The 17,827-nt window shown below is 66.6% G+C and carries 13 protein-coding genes; 6 read left to right on the top strand and 7 right to left on the bottom strand.

The window, feature by feature from the left end; genetic code table 11:
* Positions 1-37 precede the first annotated feature (37 nt).
* The 4 genes from BW990_RS00415 to bchF are packed head-to-tail and all read right to left on the bottom strand — an operon-like array spanning position 38 to position 6,974.
* Positions 38-3,598 (bottom strand): magnesium chelatase subunit H, encoded by a 3,561-nt coding sequence (locus tag BW990_RS00415; protein WP_076443892.1) that lies wholly within the window; start codon positions 3,596-3,598, stop codon positions 38-40.
* A complete protein-coding gene (gene bchB / locus BW990_RS00420) occupies positions 3,588-5,138 on the bottom strand; it encodes a ferredoxin:protochlorophyllide reductase (ATP-dependent) subunit B (protein WP_076443894.1) in 1,551 nt (516 codons plus the stop codon). Before bchB ends, BW990_RS00415 begins: the two co-directional genes overlap by 11 nt.
* A 40-nt stretch (positions 5,139-5,178) precedes the next feature.
* Positions 5,179-6,462, bottom strand: a complete 1,284-nt coding sequence (locus BW990_RS00425; protein WP_076443896.1) for a ferredoxin:protochlorophyllide reductase (ATP-dependent) subunit N — start codon at positions 6,460-6,462, stop codon at positions 5,179-5,181.
* On the bottom strand, positions 6,459-6,974 hold the full coding sequence (gene bchF, locus BW990_RS00430; protein WP_083950452.1) for a 2-vinyl bacteriochlorophyllide hydratase: 516 nt from the start codon (positions 6,972-6,974) through the stop codon (positions 6,459-6,461). Before bchF ends, BW990_RS00425 begins: the two co-directional genes overlap by 4 nt.
* Positions 6,975-7,242: 268 nt before the next feature.
* Here bchF and BW990_RS00435 point away from each other — a divergent pair, with 268 nt between their 5' ends.
* The 6 genes from BW990_RS00435 (at position 7,243) to idi (ending at position 13,442) form a co-directional block, all read left to right on the top strand.
* Positions 7,243-8,022, top strand: a complete 780-nt coding sequence (locus tag BW990_RS00435; RefSeq protein ID WP_076443898.1) for a cobalamin B12-binding domain-containing protein — start codon at positions 7,243-7,245, stop codon at positions 8,020-8,022.
* The gene (gene ppsR / locus BW990_RS00440; RefSeq protein WP_076443900.1) at positions 8,022-9,437 is read left to right on the top strand and encodes a transcriptional regulator PpsR; all 1,416 of its coding nucleotides are present in this window, start codon (positions 8,022-8,024) and stop codon (positions 9,435-9,437) included. The genes BW990_RS00435 and ppsR overlap by 1 nt, the downstream gene beginning before the upstream one ends.
* A 93-nt stretch (positions 9,438-9,530) precedes the next feature.
* Positions 9,531-10,439, top strand: a complete 909-nt coding sequence (gene chlG, locus BW990_RS00445) for a chlorophyll synthase ChlG (protein ID WP_076443902.1) — start codon at positions 9,531-9,533, stop codon at positions 10,437-10,439.
* Entirely contained in the window at positions 10,436-11,722 is a 1,287-nt protein-coding gene (locus BW990_RS00450; protein ID WP_076443904.1) for a BCD family MFS transporter, read from the top strand. Before chlG ends, BW990_RS00450 begins: the two co-directional genes overlap by 4 nt.
* Positions 11,723-11,724: 2 nt before the next feature.
* Positions 11,725-12,906, top strand: coding sequence for a geranylgeranyl diphosphate reductase (locus BW990_RS00455; RefSeq protein ID WP_076443906.1), 1,182 nt, complete (start codon positions 11,725-11,727; stop codon positions 12,904-12,906).
* Entirely contained in the window at positions 12,903-13,442 is a 540-nt protein-coding gene (gene idi / locus BW990_RS00460; RefSeq protein ID WP_076443908.1) for an isopentenyl-diphosphate Delta-isomerase, read from the top strand. Before BW990_RS00455 ends, idi begins: the two co-directional genes overlap by 4 nt.
* 165 nt (positions 13,443-13,607) lie before the next feature.
* On the opposite strand, the gene dxs is transcribed toward idi, so the two are convergent.
* The 3 genes from dxs to pufM form a co-directional block, all read right to left on the bottom strand.
* Positions 13,608-15,527: a 1-deoxy-D-xylulose-5-phosphate synthase gene (gene dxs, locus BW990_RS00465; RefSeq protein ID WP_076443910.1), complete on the bottom strand. Its 1,920-nt coding sequence runs from the start codon at positions 15,525-15,527 to the stop codon at positions 13,608-13,610.
* 192 nt (positions 15,528-15,719) lie between these two features.
* Positions 15,720-16,835, bottom strand: coding sequence for a photosynthetic reaction center cytochrome PufC (gene pufC, locus BW990_RS00470; RefSeq protein WP_076443912.1), 1,116 nt, complete (start codon positions 16,833-16,835; stop codon positions 15,720-15,722).
* A gap of 1 nt (position 16,836) precedes the next feature.
* Positions 16,837-17,826, bottom strand: coding sequence for a photosynthetic reaction center subunit M (pufM, locus tag BW990_RS00475; protein WP_200798010.1), 990 nt, complete (start codon positions 17,824-17,826; stop codon positions 16,837-16,839).
* Between the last annotated feature and the right edge of the window lies 1 nt (position 17,827).

Genomic DNA, 17,827 nt, shown 5'->3' on the forward strand with positions numbered 1-17,827 from the left:
CAGGGCTGGCCGCAGCCGGGGATATGCGCGCGCATGGTCATTCCGCGGCCACCCCTTCCATCCGGTCTTCCAGCTGGTCCGCCGCCGCCTCGAGCGCCGCGAGCGTTTCCGCATCGGGCTGCCAATAGGCGCGGTCATGGGCCTCGAGGAGGCGGTTCGCCATCCGGCTCGACGCGGTCGGGTTGAGCGCCGCGAGCCGCGCGCGCATCTCCGGGTCGAGAACGAAGGTCTCGGACAGGCGCTGGTAGATCCACGGCTCCACCTTCCCGGTGGTGGCCGACCAGCCCATCGTGTTCGTGACCTGCGCCTCGATCTGCTTCACGCCCTGCGCGCCATGCTTCAGCATGCCCTCGAACCATTTCGGGTTGAGCGAGCGCGAGCGCGTCTCGAGCGCGACCTGATCGGCGAGTGTGCGCACCTTGCCAGCCCCGCGCGTCTGGTCCGAGATATAGACCGCCGCCTCTTCGCCGCGGGCGCGCTTCACCGCGCGGGAAATGCCGCCCAGCGTGTCGAAATAGTGATCGACCGTGGTCACACCCAGCTCCACGGATTCAAGGTTCTGATAGGCCACTTCGACCCGCGCAAGCGTGGCCTGCAGTAGCGCAGGGTTGGCGGCGGCCTTGCCATTGGCCCCGTAGGCGAAGCTCTTGCGCGACTGGTAGGCGTCGGCGAGCTCGTCCTCGTCGCCGAAGGCGGAGCTTTCGACGAGCTGGTTCACGTTCGAGCCGTATGCGCCTTCGGCATTCGAGAAGACGCGCAGTGCCGCGGTCTCCAGATCGCAGCCATGCTCGTCCTGGTAGGCCAGCGCATGGGCGCGGATGAAGTTCATCTCCAGGGGTTCATCCGCTTCGGCGGCCTTCAGCGCCGCCTCCGCCAGCATGCGGGTCTGCAGCGGCAGAAGATCGCGGAAGATGCCCGACAGGGTCATCACCACGTCGATGCGCGGGCGGCCCAGCGCTTCCAGCGGAACGAGATCGGCCCCTGAAATGCGCCCGAAGCTGTCCATCCGCGGCACCGCGCCCATCAGCGCTAGCGCCTGCGCCAGCGGTGCGCCGTCCGACTTGATGTTGTCCGATCCCCACAAGACCAGCGCGACGGACCGCGGCAGGCTGGCATGGGTATCGAGCAGCATCTGCGCCTGGCGCGCTCCGTCCCGGCAGGCAAAGGCCGTCGGCATGCGGAACGGGTCGAAGGCATGGATGTTGCGGCCCGTGGGCAGGATGTCGGCGCTGCGGATCAAGTCGCCGCCGGGCACCGGGGCCACGAAGCGCGCCTCGAGCGCGGCCATCAGGCCGGCCATCTCGCTGCCATTGTCCAGCATCTCCGCCGCATGGGCCTGCGCCGCGTCGTCCTGATCGGCCATCAATGCGAGATAATCGGCCCGCATCTCCGGCGTGATCGTGCGGCCCAGAACATGGAGGCCCTCGGGAATGAGCGCGTCCTCGGTCTCCAGAAGCGCGAGCCACAGGGCTTCGGGATCGCGGCCCGCCATGTCGACGGCCTCGGCCTCCTCGGCGATGAGCGCGCGCAATTCGTCCCGGCGGGGATCGTCGGCATTCATCGACCGCCAGCGCGTCAGGCTTTCCTTGAGCGCCTGCAGCCCTTTGTAGAGCCCCGATTGCGCCAGCGGCGGCGTCAGATGGGTGACGGTCACGGCGCCCGAACGGCGCTTTGCCAGCGTCGCTTCGGAGGGGTTGTTCGCCGCATAGAGATAGACGTTCGGCATCTCGCCGATCAGCCGGTCGGGCCAGTCGCGCGCGCCCAGGCCCGCCTGCTTGCCGGGCATGAATTCCAGCGCGCCATGCATGCCGAAATGCAGCAGCGCATCGGCCTGATAGGTGTTGCGCAGCCACAGGTAGAAGGTGGTGAAGGCATGGGTCGGGGCGAAACCGCCCTCGAACAGCAGCCGCATCGGGTCACCTTCCCAGCCAAAGGCGGGCTGCAGACCGACGAAGACATTGCCGAAATGCTGCCCCAGCACGAAGACGCCGCGCCCGTCGGACTGAATGCGGCCCGGAGCCGGTCCCCAGACCGCCTCGATGGCCTTCAGGGGCGGCGTGGTGCGCACGATCGTGTCGGCGCTGACATGGTCGATGACATTGGCGTCCTGACCGTATTGCGTGGCATTGCCCTCGAGCACGGCAGCGCGCAGCTCTGCCACGGAGGCGGGCGGCACAATTGTGTAGCCGCGCTGCTTCATCGCGTGCATCACGTTGAAGAGGCTCTCGAACACGTCGAGATAGGCGGCACTTCCGGCGGCCCCGGCATTGGGCGGGAAGCCGAAGAGCACGATGCCGATCTTCGTCTCGGCGCGCGTCTTGCGACGGAGCCGCGCAAGGCGCAGCACCTTTTCGGACAGGCTTTCGATCCGTTCCGGGCAGGGCGCCATGGCCTTCACGCTGCTTTGCGGACGGCAGCGATGGGTGCAGCCATCGCAGCCTGCCTCGCCGTGACGGCCCCCGAAAACGGTGGGGCAGACCGCGCCGTCAAGCTCGGGCAGCGCGATCAGCATCGTCGTCTCGATGGGACCCAGCCCCTGATTCGCCTCGGCCCATTGGCCGAGCGTCTGGAACTCCAGCGGATGCGCGGCCACATAAGGAACATCGAGCGCCTTCAGAACCGAGACCGCGGCGTCGCTGTCGTTATAGGCGGGCCCGCCCACGAGGCTGAACCCGGTCAGGGACACCAGCGCATCGATCTTCGTGCCGGTCTGATCCTGGAAATACGCCTCGATCGCGGGCCGTCCGTCGAGGCCGCCCGCGAAGGCGGGCAGAACGCGGATGCCCTTCTCCTCGAAGGTGCGGATCGTGGCGTCGTAATGCGCCGTGTCGCCCGCGAGGATGTAGGAGCGCATCATCAGCATGCCGATGGTGGCGACGGGGTTCGCGGGGCCCGGGATGTCGGCAGGATCGGTGGTGATGCGGCTGTCGAGATCCGGGTGATACAGCCCGACCTCGGGGTATTCCAGCGGCTCGGGCGCTTCGCCGCCCCGCAGCGATTCCGGGCCCGCATAGCGCGACATCAGGTAGCGGATCATCGCCTCGAAATTGTCGTCCGACCCGCCGAGCCAATACTGCATCATCAGGAACCACGACCGCAGGTCCTGCGCCTTGCCGGGAACGAGCCTGAGGATCTTCGGCAGGCGGCGCAGCATGCGCATCTTCTTCGCGCCATCCTCGGAGGAGGGCTTGGACGAGCCGCGCAGCTTCTTCATCAGCTTCATCATGCCGCTTTGCGGAGCGGACATGTCGAGCTTGCCGAGCTTGGTGAGCTTGACGATCTCCGCATCGGCGATGACGCCCACGAAGGCATCGACGCGCTCGCGCGCGGCGCGCAGGTCGGGCAGGATATGTTTGACGTGCTCTTCGAGAAACAGAAGGTTCGCGACGATCATGTCGGCCCGCGCAACCGCGCGCTTGGCGTCGGTCAGGCTTTGCGGGCTCTCGCCCCATTCGGCCGCGGCATGCACGCTGATTTCGAGGCCGGGGAAATCCTCGGCCAGCCGGGCTTTCGCACGGGCCACGGGCCCGGCGCTATGGGCGTCGAGCGTGACGATGGCGATGTGATACCCGCCCATATGTGCCAGCTCATCGCGCATAATGGGCCTTTGCCTCGTAAAGCGTCTCGACGCTGATCTCGGACTGGCCCCGCTCGGAGGCGAAGGTCTCGGTGTTGCGCTTGGCCTTGCCGCGCACGAAGAAGGGGATCTTCTTCAGCTCCTTCTCGGCGGCGGGCAGCCAGACCACCTCGACGCTCGAGGCCGGTGCGGCGGCTTCCGGTGCCTTTTCGGCACGGTGCGCCGCCTCGGTCTCGCCCAGGACGCGCGGGGCATGGCCGCCGTGATGCGAAGGCCCGGCCGCATCGTGGAACTCGAAATCCTCGCGGAACATCGTCAGCAGGTGTTCCTCCAGCCCCATGACCAGCGGATGCACCCAGGTGTCGAAGATGACGTTCGCGCCCTCGATCCCCATCTGGGGCGAGTAGCGCGCGGGGAAGTCCTGGACGTGGACGGGGGCCGAGATCACCGCGCAGGGAATGCCCAGCCGCTTGCCGATATGGCGCTCCATCTGGGTGCCGAGGATCATCTCGGGGGCCAGCGCCTCAATCGTCGCCTCAACCTCGAGGTAATCGTCGGTGATAAGCGCCTCGACGCCGTATTCCCGGGCCAACGCCCGGATGGGCCGCGCCATCTCGCGGTTGTAGCAGCCCATGCCCGCGACCTCGAAGCCCATCTCGTCGCGGGCGATGCGCGCGGCGGCGGCGACATGGGTGCCGTCACCGAACAGAAAGACGCGCTTGCCGGTCAGGTAGGTGCTGTCGACCGAGGCCGAATACCAGGGCAGACGCAGGCGGCTTTCGTCGAATTTCGGCTCTGTTCCGGCCAAAGCAGCCACTTCGGCCACGAAATCGCGGGTCGCGCCGACACCGATGGGCACCACCTTTGTGTAGGGCAGGCCCAGCTCGCGTTCCATCCAGCGGCAGGCGCTTTCGCCGGTTTCGGGATACATCAGCACGTTGAACTGCGCAGCCCCGAGCCGGGTGATGTCCTCGGGTGTCGCGTCATAGGGCGCGCAGACATTCACGCTGATGCCCATGTCCTCCAGCAGCGCCGTCACCTCGGTGATGTCGTCGCGGTGCCGGAAGCCCAGCGCCGTCGGGCCGATCAGGTTCGCGCTCGGATGCGCGGTCTTCTCGACGGGCCGCGCGAGGTGGCGGCAGATCTGCAGGAAGGTCTCGTCCGCGCCGAAGTTTTCCTTGCGCTGGTAGGACGGCAATTCCAGCGGAATGACCGGGATCGGCAGGCCGATGGTCTCCGCCATGCCGCCGGGATCGTCCTGAATGAGTTCGGCGGTGCAGGAGGCCCCGACGATCATCGCCTGCGGCCTGAACCGGTCATAAGCCTCGAGACAGGCGGTCTTGAAGAGGTTCGCCGTGTCGGAGCCCAGATCGCGGGCCTGGAAGGTCGTGTAAGTCACCGGCGGGCGGTGGTTGCGCCGCTCGATCATGGTGAAAAGCAGGTCGGCGTAGGTGTCGCCCTGGGGGGCATGCAGCACGTAGTGCAGACCCTTCATCGCCGTGGCCACGCGCATCGCGCCGACATGCGGCGGGCCTTCATATGTCCAGACGGTCAGCTTCACTTGCGACCTCCGGGCTGCGTATTTGTAAAGAGGCAAGCCATCAGGTCGCCTCCACCCGAAGCGCCGCGCGGCGGCGGAGGGGCCGGGCGAAGAGCGACGCCAGATCGGCGGCCTGTTCGTAGAAATGCACTGGCGTGAAGACGAGCTCGATGGCCCATTTCGTGGCGAGCCCCTCGGCTTCGAGCGGGTTCGCGAGACCAAGTCCGCAGACCGTCAGATCGGGCTTGTCCGCACGGACGCGCGCAAGCTGACGGTCCACGTCCTGTCCTTCGGATATGCGCGGACCTGCGGGGAGGAGTGCGAGGTCCGGCCCGAGGATGTCGCGGGTCAGGTAGGGGGTGCCGACCTCGACCGCGTCCATGCCGCATTCGCGGGTCAGGAAACGCGCCAGCGGGATCTCCAGCTGGCTGTCGGGGAAGAAGAAGATGCGCTTACCGCGCAGGGGTTCGGACACCTTGGCGATGGCGGCCCGGGCGCGGGCGCGGGGGCCTTCGGTGACGCGAGCGACCACGTCGGCGCCGATGCCGAACTCGGCGGCGATGGCTTCGAGAAAGCGCGTCGTGCCTTCCTCGCCGAAGGGCATGGGCGCGGGGATATGCTGCGCGCCGCGCCGGATCAGAGCCGCATGGGTCTCGCCCAGGAAAGGCTGCGTCAGCGCGAAGACCGTGTTGGGCCCGACGCCGTATTCCTCGGCCTTGGTATGGGCGGGCAGCACGCGCACGGGCCCGACGCCGATGGCCTCGAGAAGGCCCAGCGCCTGTTCCTCGACCACGTCGGGCAATGCGCCCACCAGCAGAAGTTCGCGCGCCTGCGTCTCGGGCAGGACCGGGACCATGGCGGCAAGGCAGGCATCCTCGCCCTGGGTGAAGGTCGTCTCGATCCCGCTGCCCGAATAGTTCAGCACGCGCACATTGGGCGCATGGGCCACGGTCAGACGTTCCGCCGCCTTGGCGAGATCGAGCTTGATGACCTCGGACGGGCAGGAGCCCACAAGGAAGAGCTGCCGGATATCGGGACGCCGCGCGAGCAGTTCGTGCACCACGCGGTCGAGTTCTTCCTGCGCGTCGGCCATGCCGGCCAGATCGGTTTCCTCGAGGATCGCCGTGGCAAAGCGCGGCTCCGCGAAGATCATCACGCCGGCGGCCGATTGCAGCAGATGCGCGCAGGTGCGCGAGCCCACCACGAGGAAGAAAGCGTCCTGCATCTTGCGGTGCAGCCAGACGATGCTGGTCAGCCCGCAGAACACCTCGTGCTGGCCCCGCTCCTTCAGGACCGGGGTGTCAAGGCAGCCGCGCGACGGCGTCGGGGGGGAATGATCGTTCATGCCGCACCCCCGTCGAGGCGCGCGCGGCGCAGCTTGAGGACGAATTGCGCGGCGTTGACCACGTAGATCGCATAGGCGGTCAGCGCGACGAGCATCAGCGCCACGGGGCCAAGGCTGCCGGTGAGCAGGGCCCAGAGGTAATAGCTGTGCAGCGCGATCACCGCGAAGCTGACCACATCCTCCCAGAAGAAGGCGGGCGCGAAGAGGTACTGGCCGAAGACGACCTTCTCCCAGATCGCGCCGGTCACCATGATGAGGTAGAGGATGCCGGTCTTGGCGATGATCGACCAGGTCGCGGCGGCATAGCCGTCGCCGGAGACGAGGTAGCGGACCACCAGGACCAGCGACACGAGGAAGACGAGAAATTGCAGCGGCGCCAGGATGCCCTGCACCAGCGTCCAGCGCGTGGCATCACGCCGGGCACGTTCCTCCGGGGTGTAAAGCGGCACGGCACGAGGCGCGCGGCCCGCTTGGCGCTCGGGGTAATTCAGGGGCGATTCCGCGTGGGTCATGGGCTCAAGGTAGCTGCCCAAGCCGAAAAGTGTCAATTCAAACTTACAGTGCTCCGGTGTATTCGGCGATTGTTCCGGATAATCTGTAAAACAAGGCAGACAGTTCCGCTGTGAAAGGTTGGAATATCCCGCGATTTCCTGTCGTTGACGCCGTCGAAAATCGCGGATTGTCAGTTTGATTTGACATTTTTTGGCGAACGCGGCACGGTTCCTTCATGTCCCGCGGGAATCGTTCCGATGGGGACAGGGCATCTGGAGCCCCATACCCATGTCGGATTTTCTCTCGAACCCAGCCAATGTGCAGGAAGATCGCCCCGAGATCTCGGCGCTGGCGCATACGGTCGTGTCCCTCATGCAGGACAACACCAAGCGCAAGGTCGAACGCCACCTCCAAGCGATGACCGATCATCTGGTGCTGCGCGTGCGCGCCCCGGGTCCGTTCGCCGCCGACAAGCTGGTTTCCGAATTGCTGTCGGACGGGCTGCATGCCGATGACCTCATCGATGTCTGCATTCCTGCCGCCGCCCGGGTCCTAGGTGCGATGTGGTGCGAGGACCAGTTGAACTTCGCCGAGGTCACCATCGGCAGCGCCCGTCTTCAGGGCCTGCTGAGCCTGCTCGCCCCGCCCTGGAGCGTTCCCAGCGACGGCGACAGCGAACCCGCCATCGCCATCGTGTTGCCGGATGGCGAAACCCATACGCTTGGAGTGCACGTGATCACCGCGCAGCTGCGCCGGAAGAACGCCTCCGTCCGGCTCCTGTTCGGGCCGACCACCGCGACGCTTCTGCGAATTCTGCGCAATGATCCCTTCGACGGCGTGTTCTTTAGCTGCACGCGGAAATCGAAGCTGCCCGCCATTGCAGAAATGATGACGCGCATTAAATCCTCTTTCACGCGGCCTCCAGCGCTTATCCTCGGTGGCCTCGCTTTGACTTCTGCGGAAAAAGAAGCCAAAGCGTCCCGTGCCGACCTGGTGACGGACAACGCCCTCGCTGCATTCGAATTCTGTCGGCGCCGCATGAAAACAGACCCACCCAAGGTGAGGTAATGTCACAGACCGAAGCACATGATCAGACCCCGTGGTCGGGATTGGCCGAAGATCGGGACGTGCTGAACGGTCTTCTTGCTTCCGCATGCGATATCGCGCTGATCCTCGACAACGAGGCCCGCATCCACGAGGTGCTGGGCGAACATGCGCCCGCCAAGGTCGAGACCTGGATCGGCAAGTCCATCACGGACGTGCTGACCATCGAAAGCCAGCCGAAATTCGAAAGCGCCTACCGGACCTTCCTCGAGACCGGAACGGTCGCGCGTCCCGTCGAACTCAATCACGAAGACGGGCGCAGCTGGGAATTTCCCATCCGTTACAACTTCTTCGCCGATCCGGCCGGACGCGGGGTGATCCTACTGGGGCGCGATCTGAGCATCGTCGCCGAGACGCAGGCGCAGCTCGTCCAGGCGCAGATGTCGCTGGAACAGGGCTACGAGGCGCGGCGCGAATTCGATGCCCGCTACCGCCTGTTGCTGCGCACCGTCGAGGATCCCATCGTCTTCGTCTCGGTCTCGGGTGGCCGCATCAAGGACCTCAACGATCCGGCGGCGGCCCTGCTCGGATCGTCGCGGGAAGACTTCATCGGCGCCATCTTCGCGAATGAATTCGTGGATCGCGGCCGCGAGGAATTCATCGAGAGCCTCGTCAACGCCGCGATCTCGGAAGGCTCGCAGCCGGTCACCGCGCGCACGCGCCGCGGCCAGGGCGAAGTGGCCTTCGTGCCGCATGTGTTCCGCGCCGCCGGCGAGCGGGTGCTGATCCTGCGCCTCGACGCATCGGGAACGCGGGACCAGCGCAGCACCGGCGGGCAGGACGAATTCGCCGCGCTGTTCGAACAGGGTCCGGACGCCATCGTCCTGACCTCCGCCTCGGGGCTCATCCAAAGCGCCAATGACAGCTTCCTCGAGATGATCGACGCGGCGCATTTCGTCGACGTGAAGGGCCGCAAGCTCGCCGATTTCCTGAGCCGGGGTCAGATCGACATGAATGTGGTGATCGAGAATGCGCGCCGCACCGGCAAGATGCGCTTCTACGCCACCAAGGTGGTGAACGAATTCGGCGCGGAGACCTCCATCGAGATGTCGGCGACGATGATCGCCACCCGCTCCGAACCGATGCTCGGCTTCATCATCCGCGACACGTCCCGCACCGAGACGATGCGCCGGTCGCAGATGCATGCCTCCGAGGAATCGAGCCGCAACGTGATGGAGCTCGTGGGCTCCGCCACGCTGAAGGAAATCGTGGCCGAGACGACCGACGTGGTCGAGAAGATGTGCATCGAGACCGCGGTGAACCTGACCCGGAACAATCGCGTCGCCGCCGCCGAGATGCTGGGCCTGTCGCGGCAATCGCTCTATGTGAAGCTGCGCAAATACGGGCTGCTGAACCGCGAAAGCGGCGATCAGGACTGACCTGTCCCACAATTGGCCGAAGCTCCACCGACGCGACGATGCGGACGGCGCGAAATACTTGCGCCGACTCAATCTGTCGTGTCTAACTGACGTATGAGTGTCAGCTTAAGTTTACACACACGGCGATATCCCGAACCGGCGGCCATGCTGCGGCTGATCAAGCCCGTGACCTGGTTCCCGCCGATGTGGGCCTATCTCTGCGGCGCGGTCTCCTCCGGCGTGCCGCTCGGCAGCCAGCCGGGTCTCGTCGTTCTGGGCATCCTGCTGGCCGGTCCCATCGTCTGCGGCATGAGCCAGGCCGCCAACGATTGGTGCGACCGCCACGTCGACGCGATCAACGAGCCGGACCGCCCCATTCCCTCGGGCCGCGTGCCCGGACGCTGGGGCCTCTGGATCGCGCTGGCGATGTCGGTGCTGTCCCTGGCGGTCGGATCGCTCCTGGGCCTTTGGGGTTTCATCGCCACGATGGCGGGCGTCGCCGCCGCCTGGGCCTATTCCGCCGAACCGCTGCGCCTGAAGAAGTCGGGCTGGTGGGGTCCGGGCCTCGTGGGCCTCTCCTACGAGACCCTGCCCTGGTTCACCGGCGCCGCGATCCTCGCGCAAAGCCTGCCCTCCGGCCCGGTCATCCTGACCGCGCTTCTCTACGGCCTCGGCGCGCATGGCATCATGACGCTGAACGATTTCAAGGCGCTGGAGGGTGACCGCCAGACCGGCGTCGCCTCCCTGCCGGTGACGCTCGGCCCCGACCGCGCCGCGCGCGTGGCCTGCTGGGGGATGATCCTGCCGCAGCTCGGCGTGATCGGTCTGCTCGTCTCGCTGGACCGCCCGGTCCATGCGCTGGCCATCGGCGCGCTTGTCGGCCTGCAGCTGCTCGCGATGCGCGTCATGCTGCGCGACCCCAAGGCGAAGGCGCCCTGGTACAACGGAACCGGGGTCCTGCTTTACGTGTCCGGCATGATGGTGGCGGCCTTCGCGCTGCGCTCGCTGGGAGTGGCGCCATGACCCTGTCCTGGACCTCGATCGTGCGGCTCGGTCTCGTGCAGATGTGTCTGGGCGCTGTCGTGGTCCTGACCACCTCGACGCTGAACCGGCTGATGGTGGTGGAACTCGCGCTGCCCGCGGTGCTGCCCGGCCTCCTCGTGGCGCTGCATTACGGCATCCAGATCACCCGGCCCAATTGGGGCTTTCTGTCCGATACCGGCGGCAACCGCACCGCGTGGATCCTGCGCGGCATGCTGGCGCTGGGCGCGGGCGGGGTCGGTGCCGCCGGCGGCGTGGTATTGCTGGAGACGCATTTCGCCGCGGGTCTCGCCCTGTCGATCCTGGCCTATGCGCTGATCGGCCTCGGCGTCGGTGCCGCGGGCACGTCGCTTCTGGCGCTGCTGGCCACCGCCACGGCACCGCACCGCCGGGCCGCGGCTGCCACGATCACCTGGCTGATGATGATCTTCGGCATCGCGATGACGGCCGGCGTCGTGGGCGGGCTGCTCGATCCCTATTCGCCGGCGCGGCTGCTGACCATCGTCGCGAGCGTCGCCGCGCTCTCCTTTGTCCTGACATTGCTCGCCACCTGGCGCATCGAAACGGGTCTCGTCGCCCGGAGCGAACCCGGTCCCGCGCCGATGCGCTTCCGCGAGGGCATGGCCGAGATCTGGGCCGAGCCGCATGCCCGCGCCTTCACCATCTTCGTGTTCCTGTCGATGACCGCCTATTTCATGCAGGAGCTGATCCTCGAACCCTATGCCGGTCTGGTCTTCGCCTTCACGCCGGGCCAATCCACGCAGCTTTCCGGCGCGCAGAATGGCGGGGTGTTCCTCGGCATGCTGACGGTCGGCATCATGGCCACCGGTTTGCGCATCGGCGCGCTGCGGCACTGGGTGATCGCCGGGTGTCTGGGCTCTGCCGCGGCGCTGGTCGCCATCGCGCTGCTGGGTCAGGCCGGTCCGAATGCGCCGCTGATCCCGGCCACGGTCACGCTCGGCTTCTTCAACGGCATGTTCGCGGTCGCCGCCATCGGTTCGATGATGGCGCTGGCCGGGGAAGGCCGCGCCGCCCGCGAGGGCACGCGCATGGGCCTCTGGGGCGCGGCGCAGGCCATTGCCGCGGGCTTCGGCGGGCTGGCCGGGGCCGGTCTTGCCGATCTCGCGCGGCAATTCGCACCCGATGCCACCGCCTTCGGCTCGGTCTTCCTGATCGAGGCCGCTCTCTTCGTCGCCGCCGCCTGGCTGGCGCGCCATGTCATGGCGGCCCCGTCCGCCGCACCCGTCCTGCAACCCGGAGAATAACCATGGTCTATGATGTCGTTGTTGTCGGAGGCGGGCCCGCCGGGGCCACTGCCGCGCATGATCTGGCCACGAACGGCCAACGCGTGGCGCTTCTGGACCGCGAAGGCCGGATCAAGCCCTGCGGCGGCGCGATCCCGCCCCGGCTGATGCAGGATTTCGATATCCCCGAAGACCAGCTGCTGACCAAGATCTCGACCGCGCGCATGATTTCGCCGCGCGGGCGGCATGTGGATATCCCGGTCGAGAACGGCTTCGTCGGCATGGTCGACCGCAAGGATTTCGACCCTTGGCTGCGCGACCGCGCGGTGGCGGCCGGTGCCGAGCGGGTGGTGGGGACCTTCCTGCGGATCGACCGTTCCCGCGGCTGGCCCCGGGTGATCTACCGCGACAAGGCCAGCGGCGACGAGAAACAGCTCTGCACCCGCCTCATCATCGCCGCCGACGGTGCGAAAAGCCGCGTCGCCCGCGGCGAGATCCCCGGCGCCGACCGTATCCCGCTGGTCTTCGCCTATCACGAGATCATCGCCGCCCCAGAGCCGTCGGCGCATTACGATCCGCAGCGCTGCGACGTGATCTATGACGGGCGTATCTCGCCCGATTTCTACGGCTGGGTCTTTCCGCACGGCAACACTGTCTCGGTCGGCATGGGCACCGAACGCGCCGAGGTGAATCTGAAACAGGCCACCGCCGATCTGCGGGTCGCGTCCGGTCTTGCCGATTGCGAAACGCTGCGCCGCGAAGGCGCGCCCATCCCGCTCAAGCCGCTGGATCGCTGGGACAATGGCCGCGACCTGATCCTCGCGGGCGACGCGGCGGGCGTCGTGGCGCCGTCTTCGGGCGAAGGCATCTACTACGCCATGACCGGCGGCCGCGTCGCTGCCGCCGCCGCCGAGGCCTATCTCGCCACGGCGAATCCGCGTGCGCTGAAGCTCGCGCGGAAGCTGTTCATGCGCGAGCACAAGACGGTCTTCCGGGTCCTCGCCTCGATGCAAAGCGCCTATTACCGCTCCGACGAGCGGCGCGAACGCTTCGTCTCGCTCTGCCACGACATCGACGTGCAGCGGTTGACCTTCGAGGCCTACATGAACAAGAAGCTGGTCAAGGCGAGGCCCATGGCGCATCTGAAGATCGGCTTCAAGAACCTGCGCCACCTCGCGGGCCTGGTGCCGGAGACGCATGTATGACGACGCTCATTCCCGCATGGGAAGACGGCGCCCTGCGCGCCATCGAGAAACTGGAGGTGCATCGCCGCGGCCTGCGCCACAAGGCGATCTCGGTCTTCGTGATGCGGGATGACGCGGTGCTGCTGCAACGCCGGGCGCTGGGCAAGTACCACACGCCCGGGCTTTGGGCCAATACCTGCTGCACCCATCCGCATTGGGACGAGGAACCGGGCGATTGCGCGCGCCGCCGTCTCGAAGAGGAGCTGGGCATTCGCGGCCTCGACCTCGAATACCGCGACCGGATCGAGTACCGCGCCGATGTGGGCGGCGGCCTGATCGAGCACGAGGTGGTCGATCTCTACACCGCCGAAGCGCCTTCGGACCTGCGCATCGCGCCCGATCCCGACGAGGTCATGGCGACCGAATGGGTGCCGCTCGAAGCGCTGCGCGCACGCATCCAGGAAGCGCCGCAAGCCTACACGCCCTGGCTTCGGATCTACCTGACCGACCATGCGGCGCGGATTTTCCCGGACCGGATGCACCAGGCGGCCGAATAACCGCGACCCGTTTGGCCACCCTCGGCTCCGGCATCGCATATCCGCGCCGACGCTCAGCATGCGCTGACCGCCCTTATCCTTCATCTTTCCAAGAAACGTCGGAGAGCGCGAGAGGCTGGCCTCTCGTCGGGCCGGGCCGCGCTCGATGCGCGGTCCGGGCCGTATTCAGGCGCGCAGCGGCACCACCTTGGCGTCCCGTCCTAGCGCCCGCATGGCCGCCAGCACCAGGTCGTTCGCCGAGAGCTGCGCATCCGCATACATGTCCGCCGGGCTGGCCTGATCGATGAAGCGGTCGGGCAAGGTCAGCGTTCGGATCGCGAGGCCCTTGTCGAAGGCCCCTTCGGCGGCCAGCGCGTGCAGCACCTGTGCGCCGAACCCGCCCTGGGCTCCCTGCTCGACGGTCAGCACCGCCTTGTGATGGCGCGCGAGCTGACGGATCAGGTCCATGTCCAGAGGCTTGGCGAAGCGGGCATCGGCCACGGTCGCGGTGACCCCCTGCAGGGCCAGCATCGACGCGGCCGTCTCGACCTCGCCCAGATGCGCGCCGAAGGACAGGAACGCCACATCGGCTCCTTCCGACACGATGCGCCCCTTCCCGATCTCGAGCGCCTGCGGCACGTCCGGGATCGCGACCCCGGTGCCGTTGCCGCGCGGGTAACGGAAGGCAATTGGGCCCGTATCATGGCCGCGCGCGGTCTCGACCATGCGCGCCAGCTCCGCCTCGTCGGCAGCCGCCATCACCGTCATGTTGGGCAGGGAGGCCAGATAGCCGATGTCGAAAGCCCCGGCATGGGTCGCCCCGTCGGCGCCGACGAGCCCCGCGCGGTCGATGGCGAAGCGCACCGGCAGGTTCTGCAACGCCACGTCATGCACGACCTGGTCGTAGCCGCGCTGCAGGAAGGTCGAATAGATCGCGGCGAAAGGCTTCAGCCCCGAGGCCGCGAGCGCCGCAGCGAAGGTCACCCCGTGCTGTTCGGCGATACCCACGTCGAAGACCCGCGCCGGGAAGCGTTCGGCCATGATGTTCACCCCGGTGCCCGAGGGCATCGCCGCGGTCACCGCCACGACGTCGGGATCGCGCGCGGCGGCATCGCAAAGCGCCTGCCCGAAGACCTTGGTATAGGCTGGCGCATTGGGTTTGGATTTCGCCTGTACGCCCGTAATAGGGTCGAATTTCGACACGCCATGCCCGCAATCCGCGGCTTTTTCGGCAGGCGCGTAGCCCTTGCCCTTCACCGTGCAGCAATGGATCAGAACCGGGCCCGTGGCCCGCGCGCGGGCGGAGCGCAGCACGCTCAGAAGCTGGCCCATGTCATGCCCGTCGATGGGCCCGAGATAGTCGAATCCGAGTGCGGTGAAGAGCGAGCCGCTTTCGCCCCCCTGCCCCGTCACGAGCTCGCGCGCGCGCCGCGCACCGTCGCGCATCGGCCCGGGCAGCGCGGATTCGAAGCCCTCGGCCAGCGATTTCATCTTCTGGAACGGCTCCTGGCCGTAGAGCGACGACAGGTAAGTCGACATGGCGCCGACAGGCGGCGCGATGGACATCTCGTTGTCGTTCAGGATCACGAAAAGGCGCCGCCCCTCGGCGCCCGCGTTGTTCATCGCCTCGTAGGCCATGCCCGCCGAGATCGATCCGTCGCCGATCACCGCGATCGCGTCGCCCGTGGGTTTGCCCATGTCGCGGCCCACCGCGAAGCCCAAAGCGGCCGAGATCGAGGTCGAGGAATGCGCGGCCCCGAACGGGTCATATTCGCTTTCCGAGCGCTTGGTGAACCCCGACAGCCCACCCTTCTGGCGCAGCGTCCGGATGCGGTCGCGCCGCCCGGTCAGGACCTTGTGCGGGTAACATTGGTGGCCGACGTCGAAGATCAGCTTGTCCATCGGCGTGTTGAAGACCGCGTGGATCGCGACGGTCAGTTCCACCACCCCGAGCGAGGAGCCGAGATGCCCGCCGGTCTCCGACACTGCCGAGATCACCTCGGCGCGCAGCTCGTCCGACAATTTGGCAAGCGTCCGGTCGTCCATCCGCTTCAGATCGGCGGGTCCTGCGACGCGGTCGAGGATCGGAGTGTCGGGACGGGTCATGGCGCGGTCTCCAGAATTGAAAACGGCGCCGCGTCATGCAAAACTCTCGTTCTACGCGACGCGGCGCCAGCTCCTGTAGCCAACAGGAAGGGAACCGGGGGTCTCCCCCCGACATCCGGTCATCCTGGGAAAGGAAAATGACCGGATCCGGCGACGCTTCCGGGCGACGGGGAGGCCGCCGCCCGGATCGCATCATTCGTAGACGTAATCGCCCGATGTGGTGGCCAGTTCCGGCCAGTCCGCGATCACGTTCATGCCCTGCAGCGGCTGCTGATAGCCCTTGTGGCAGGTCTTGCAGGCGGCCTTCGGTGCATCCGCGTAGACCGGGCCGAGGCGCTCGGGCGGATACTGGTCCTCGAGCGGCACGAGATAATCGTTGTTCATCTCGAGCACCATCTGGATCCCCAGGCTCTCGGTCGCCCATTGCGGCGTGATCTGCCCGCCGTCGTAGAAGGCCCGGCTGTTGTGGCAGAAGTTGCAATTCACCCCGAGCGAGTTCGAGACGTAGTTCATCAGGCTGAAGGTCCGCTCGGTCTGCTGCCAGTTCCGCACGCCTTCCTGGCTGGGCAGTTCGGCCACATGCGCTTCGAGGTTGTGCACGTTGATCTGCTCGCCATCGAGGAGGTACTTCTCGAGCGCGTCCGAAGGCAGCGAGGTGAACTGGCTCTGCACGGTGACGCGGTTCTGCACCGCCGCCCAGCCTGCCGCCGCCTCGTTCACGGGCGCGATCTTGAACCAGATCTCGGACGGCACGTTCTGCCCGCGGTGGCAGGAATAGCAGTTCACACCCACCTCCTCGTTGGCATTCACGTGGCCCGCCCAGTACTCGTTGATGTTCTGGGTCATCTGGATCATCCGGCGCGAGACGATTTTGGTGTAAAGATCGTCACCGGCATAGTTGCCGTCATTGGCGCCCGCATGGCAGTAGACGCAGCCCTGTTCGGGTGCGACCCACTGGGTCATTGCGTTCATGAGCCGCAGGAAGTTGCCTTCGGTCACGCCGCCCAGCACCTGCACGTTCTCGTAGACCTCGGAGGCGAGCGGATCGCCCTCCTCGGGCACGTAGGCCGCTTCGGTGTAATAGTCGGCGATGGTCGGATCGGCGGCTTCGATTTCGTTCACGAACTCGGTGACCACCATGCCCGTGCCCGCCGGACCGGTCTGCATCGACTTCGTGGCGAAGGGCTGGCCCACCACCACGAGGAAGGCTGCGACGATGACGGCGGCCCCCACGGCTCCGACCAGAATGGCCGGGCCGTAGATATCGGTGGGACGATCCTCATTCCACTTCTTGAACCAGGGTAGCATGTCACTCACCTCCGCCGATAAAGGACTGATAGGTCGTCCCGTAGGACTGGTAGCCGTAGCTGCCGTCATAGGCCGGAGCGAAGTGATGCTCTTGTGCCCAGATGAACCAGTTGTCCACGACCGTGCCGGTCAGCAGGATCCCGATCCCGCCGGTGATCGGCGTGAGGACCGCGAACCACCAGGCCCAGCGGTGGATACCTTCCATCGTGGCGTTGAAGCCCATGGTCCAGCGCCAGAAGAGCGCGGCGCGTTCGGTGGCCGTGCCCCGATCGACGATCTGCTCGAGCTCCCGGTCGCCGCCGTAGCGGGTCACCGCGAGGATCGTGCCGCCATGCATGGCGAACAACAGGACCGAGCCGTAGAGGAACACGATCGAAAGCGCGTGGAACGGGTTGTAGTAGAGGTTCCCGTAGCGGATCGAGAAGGCCGTGGTCCAATCGAGATGCGGGAAGATGCCGTAGGGCACCGCCTCGGACCAGGAGCCCATCAGCACCGGGCGGAAGAGGCCCAGGACCAGGAACAGCCAGATCGCCGAGCCGAAGGCCCAGAAGATGTGCTTGCCCATCTTCTGCTCTTTCGCGAGCAGGTAGGAGCGCGCCCACCAGGTCATCACCGAAATGAGCAGGAAGAAGCTCGCGATGATGTACCAGCCGCCATCCTGCAAGGGCGGGATCTTGAGGCCGTATTCCGGGCTCGGCGGTTCGAGCGCCAGCCAGAAGCCCTGGCGGATGAACTCCGGGATCGACCAGCCGACCTGCGCCAGCATGTTCAGACCGATGATGTTCAGCGCAAGGATGCCGGTCACGAGCGAGACGAGACCCGTCCAGCCCAGGTAGATCGGCCCGATCTGGGCGTTTCCGAAGAAGCCGGCGAGGGTGGAGAAGAAAGGATTCTTGGTCCGCTCCTCCATCATCCGGCCGTTGTCGTTCATCCCCATCTCAGGCGTGCCCTGGACTTGGACCTGCGTGAAGATGTTCTGATATTCAACCATA

This window comes from Roseivivax lentus (assembly GCF_900156805.1).
Taxonomy (GTDB): domain Bacteria; phylum Pseudomonadota; class Alphaproteobacteria; order Rhodobacterales; family Rhodobacteraceae; genus Roseivivax; species Roseivivax lentus.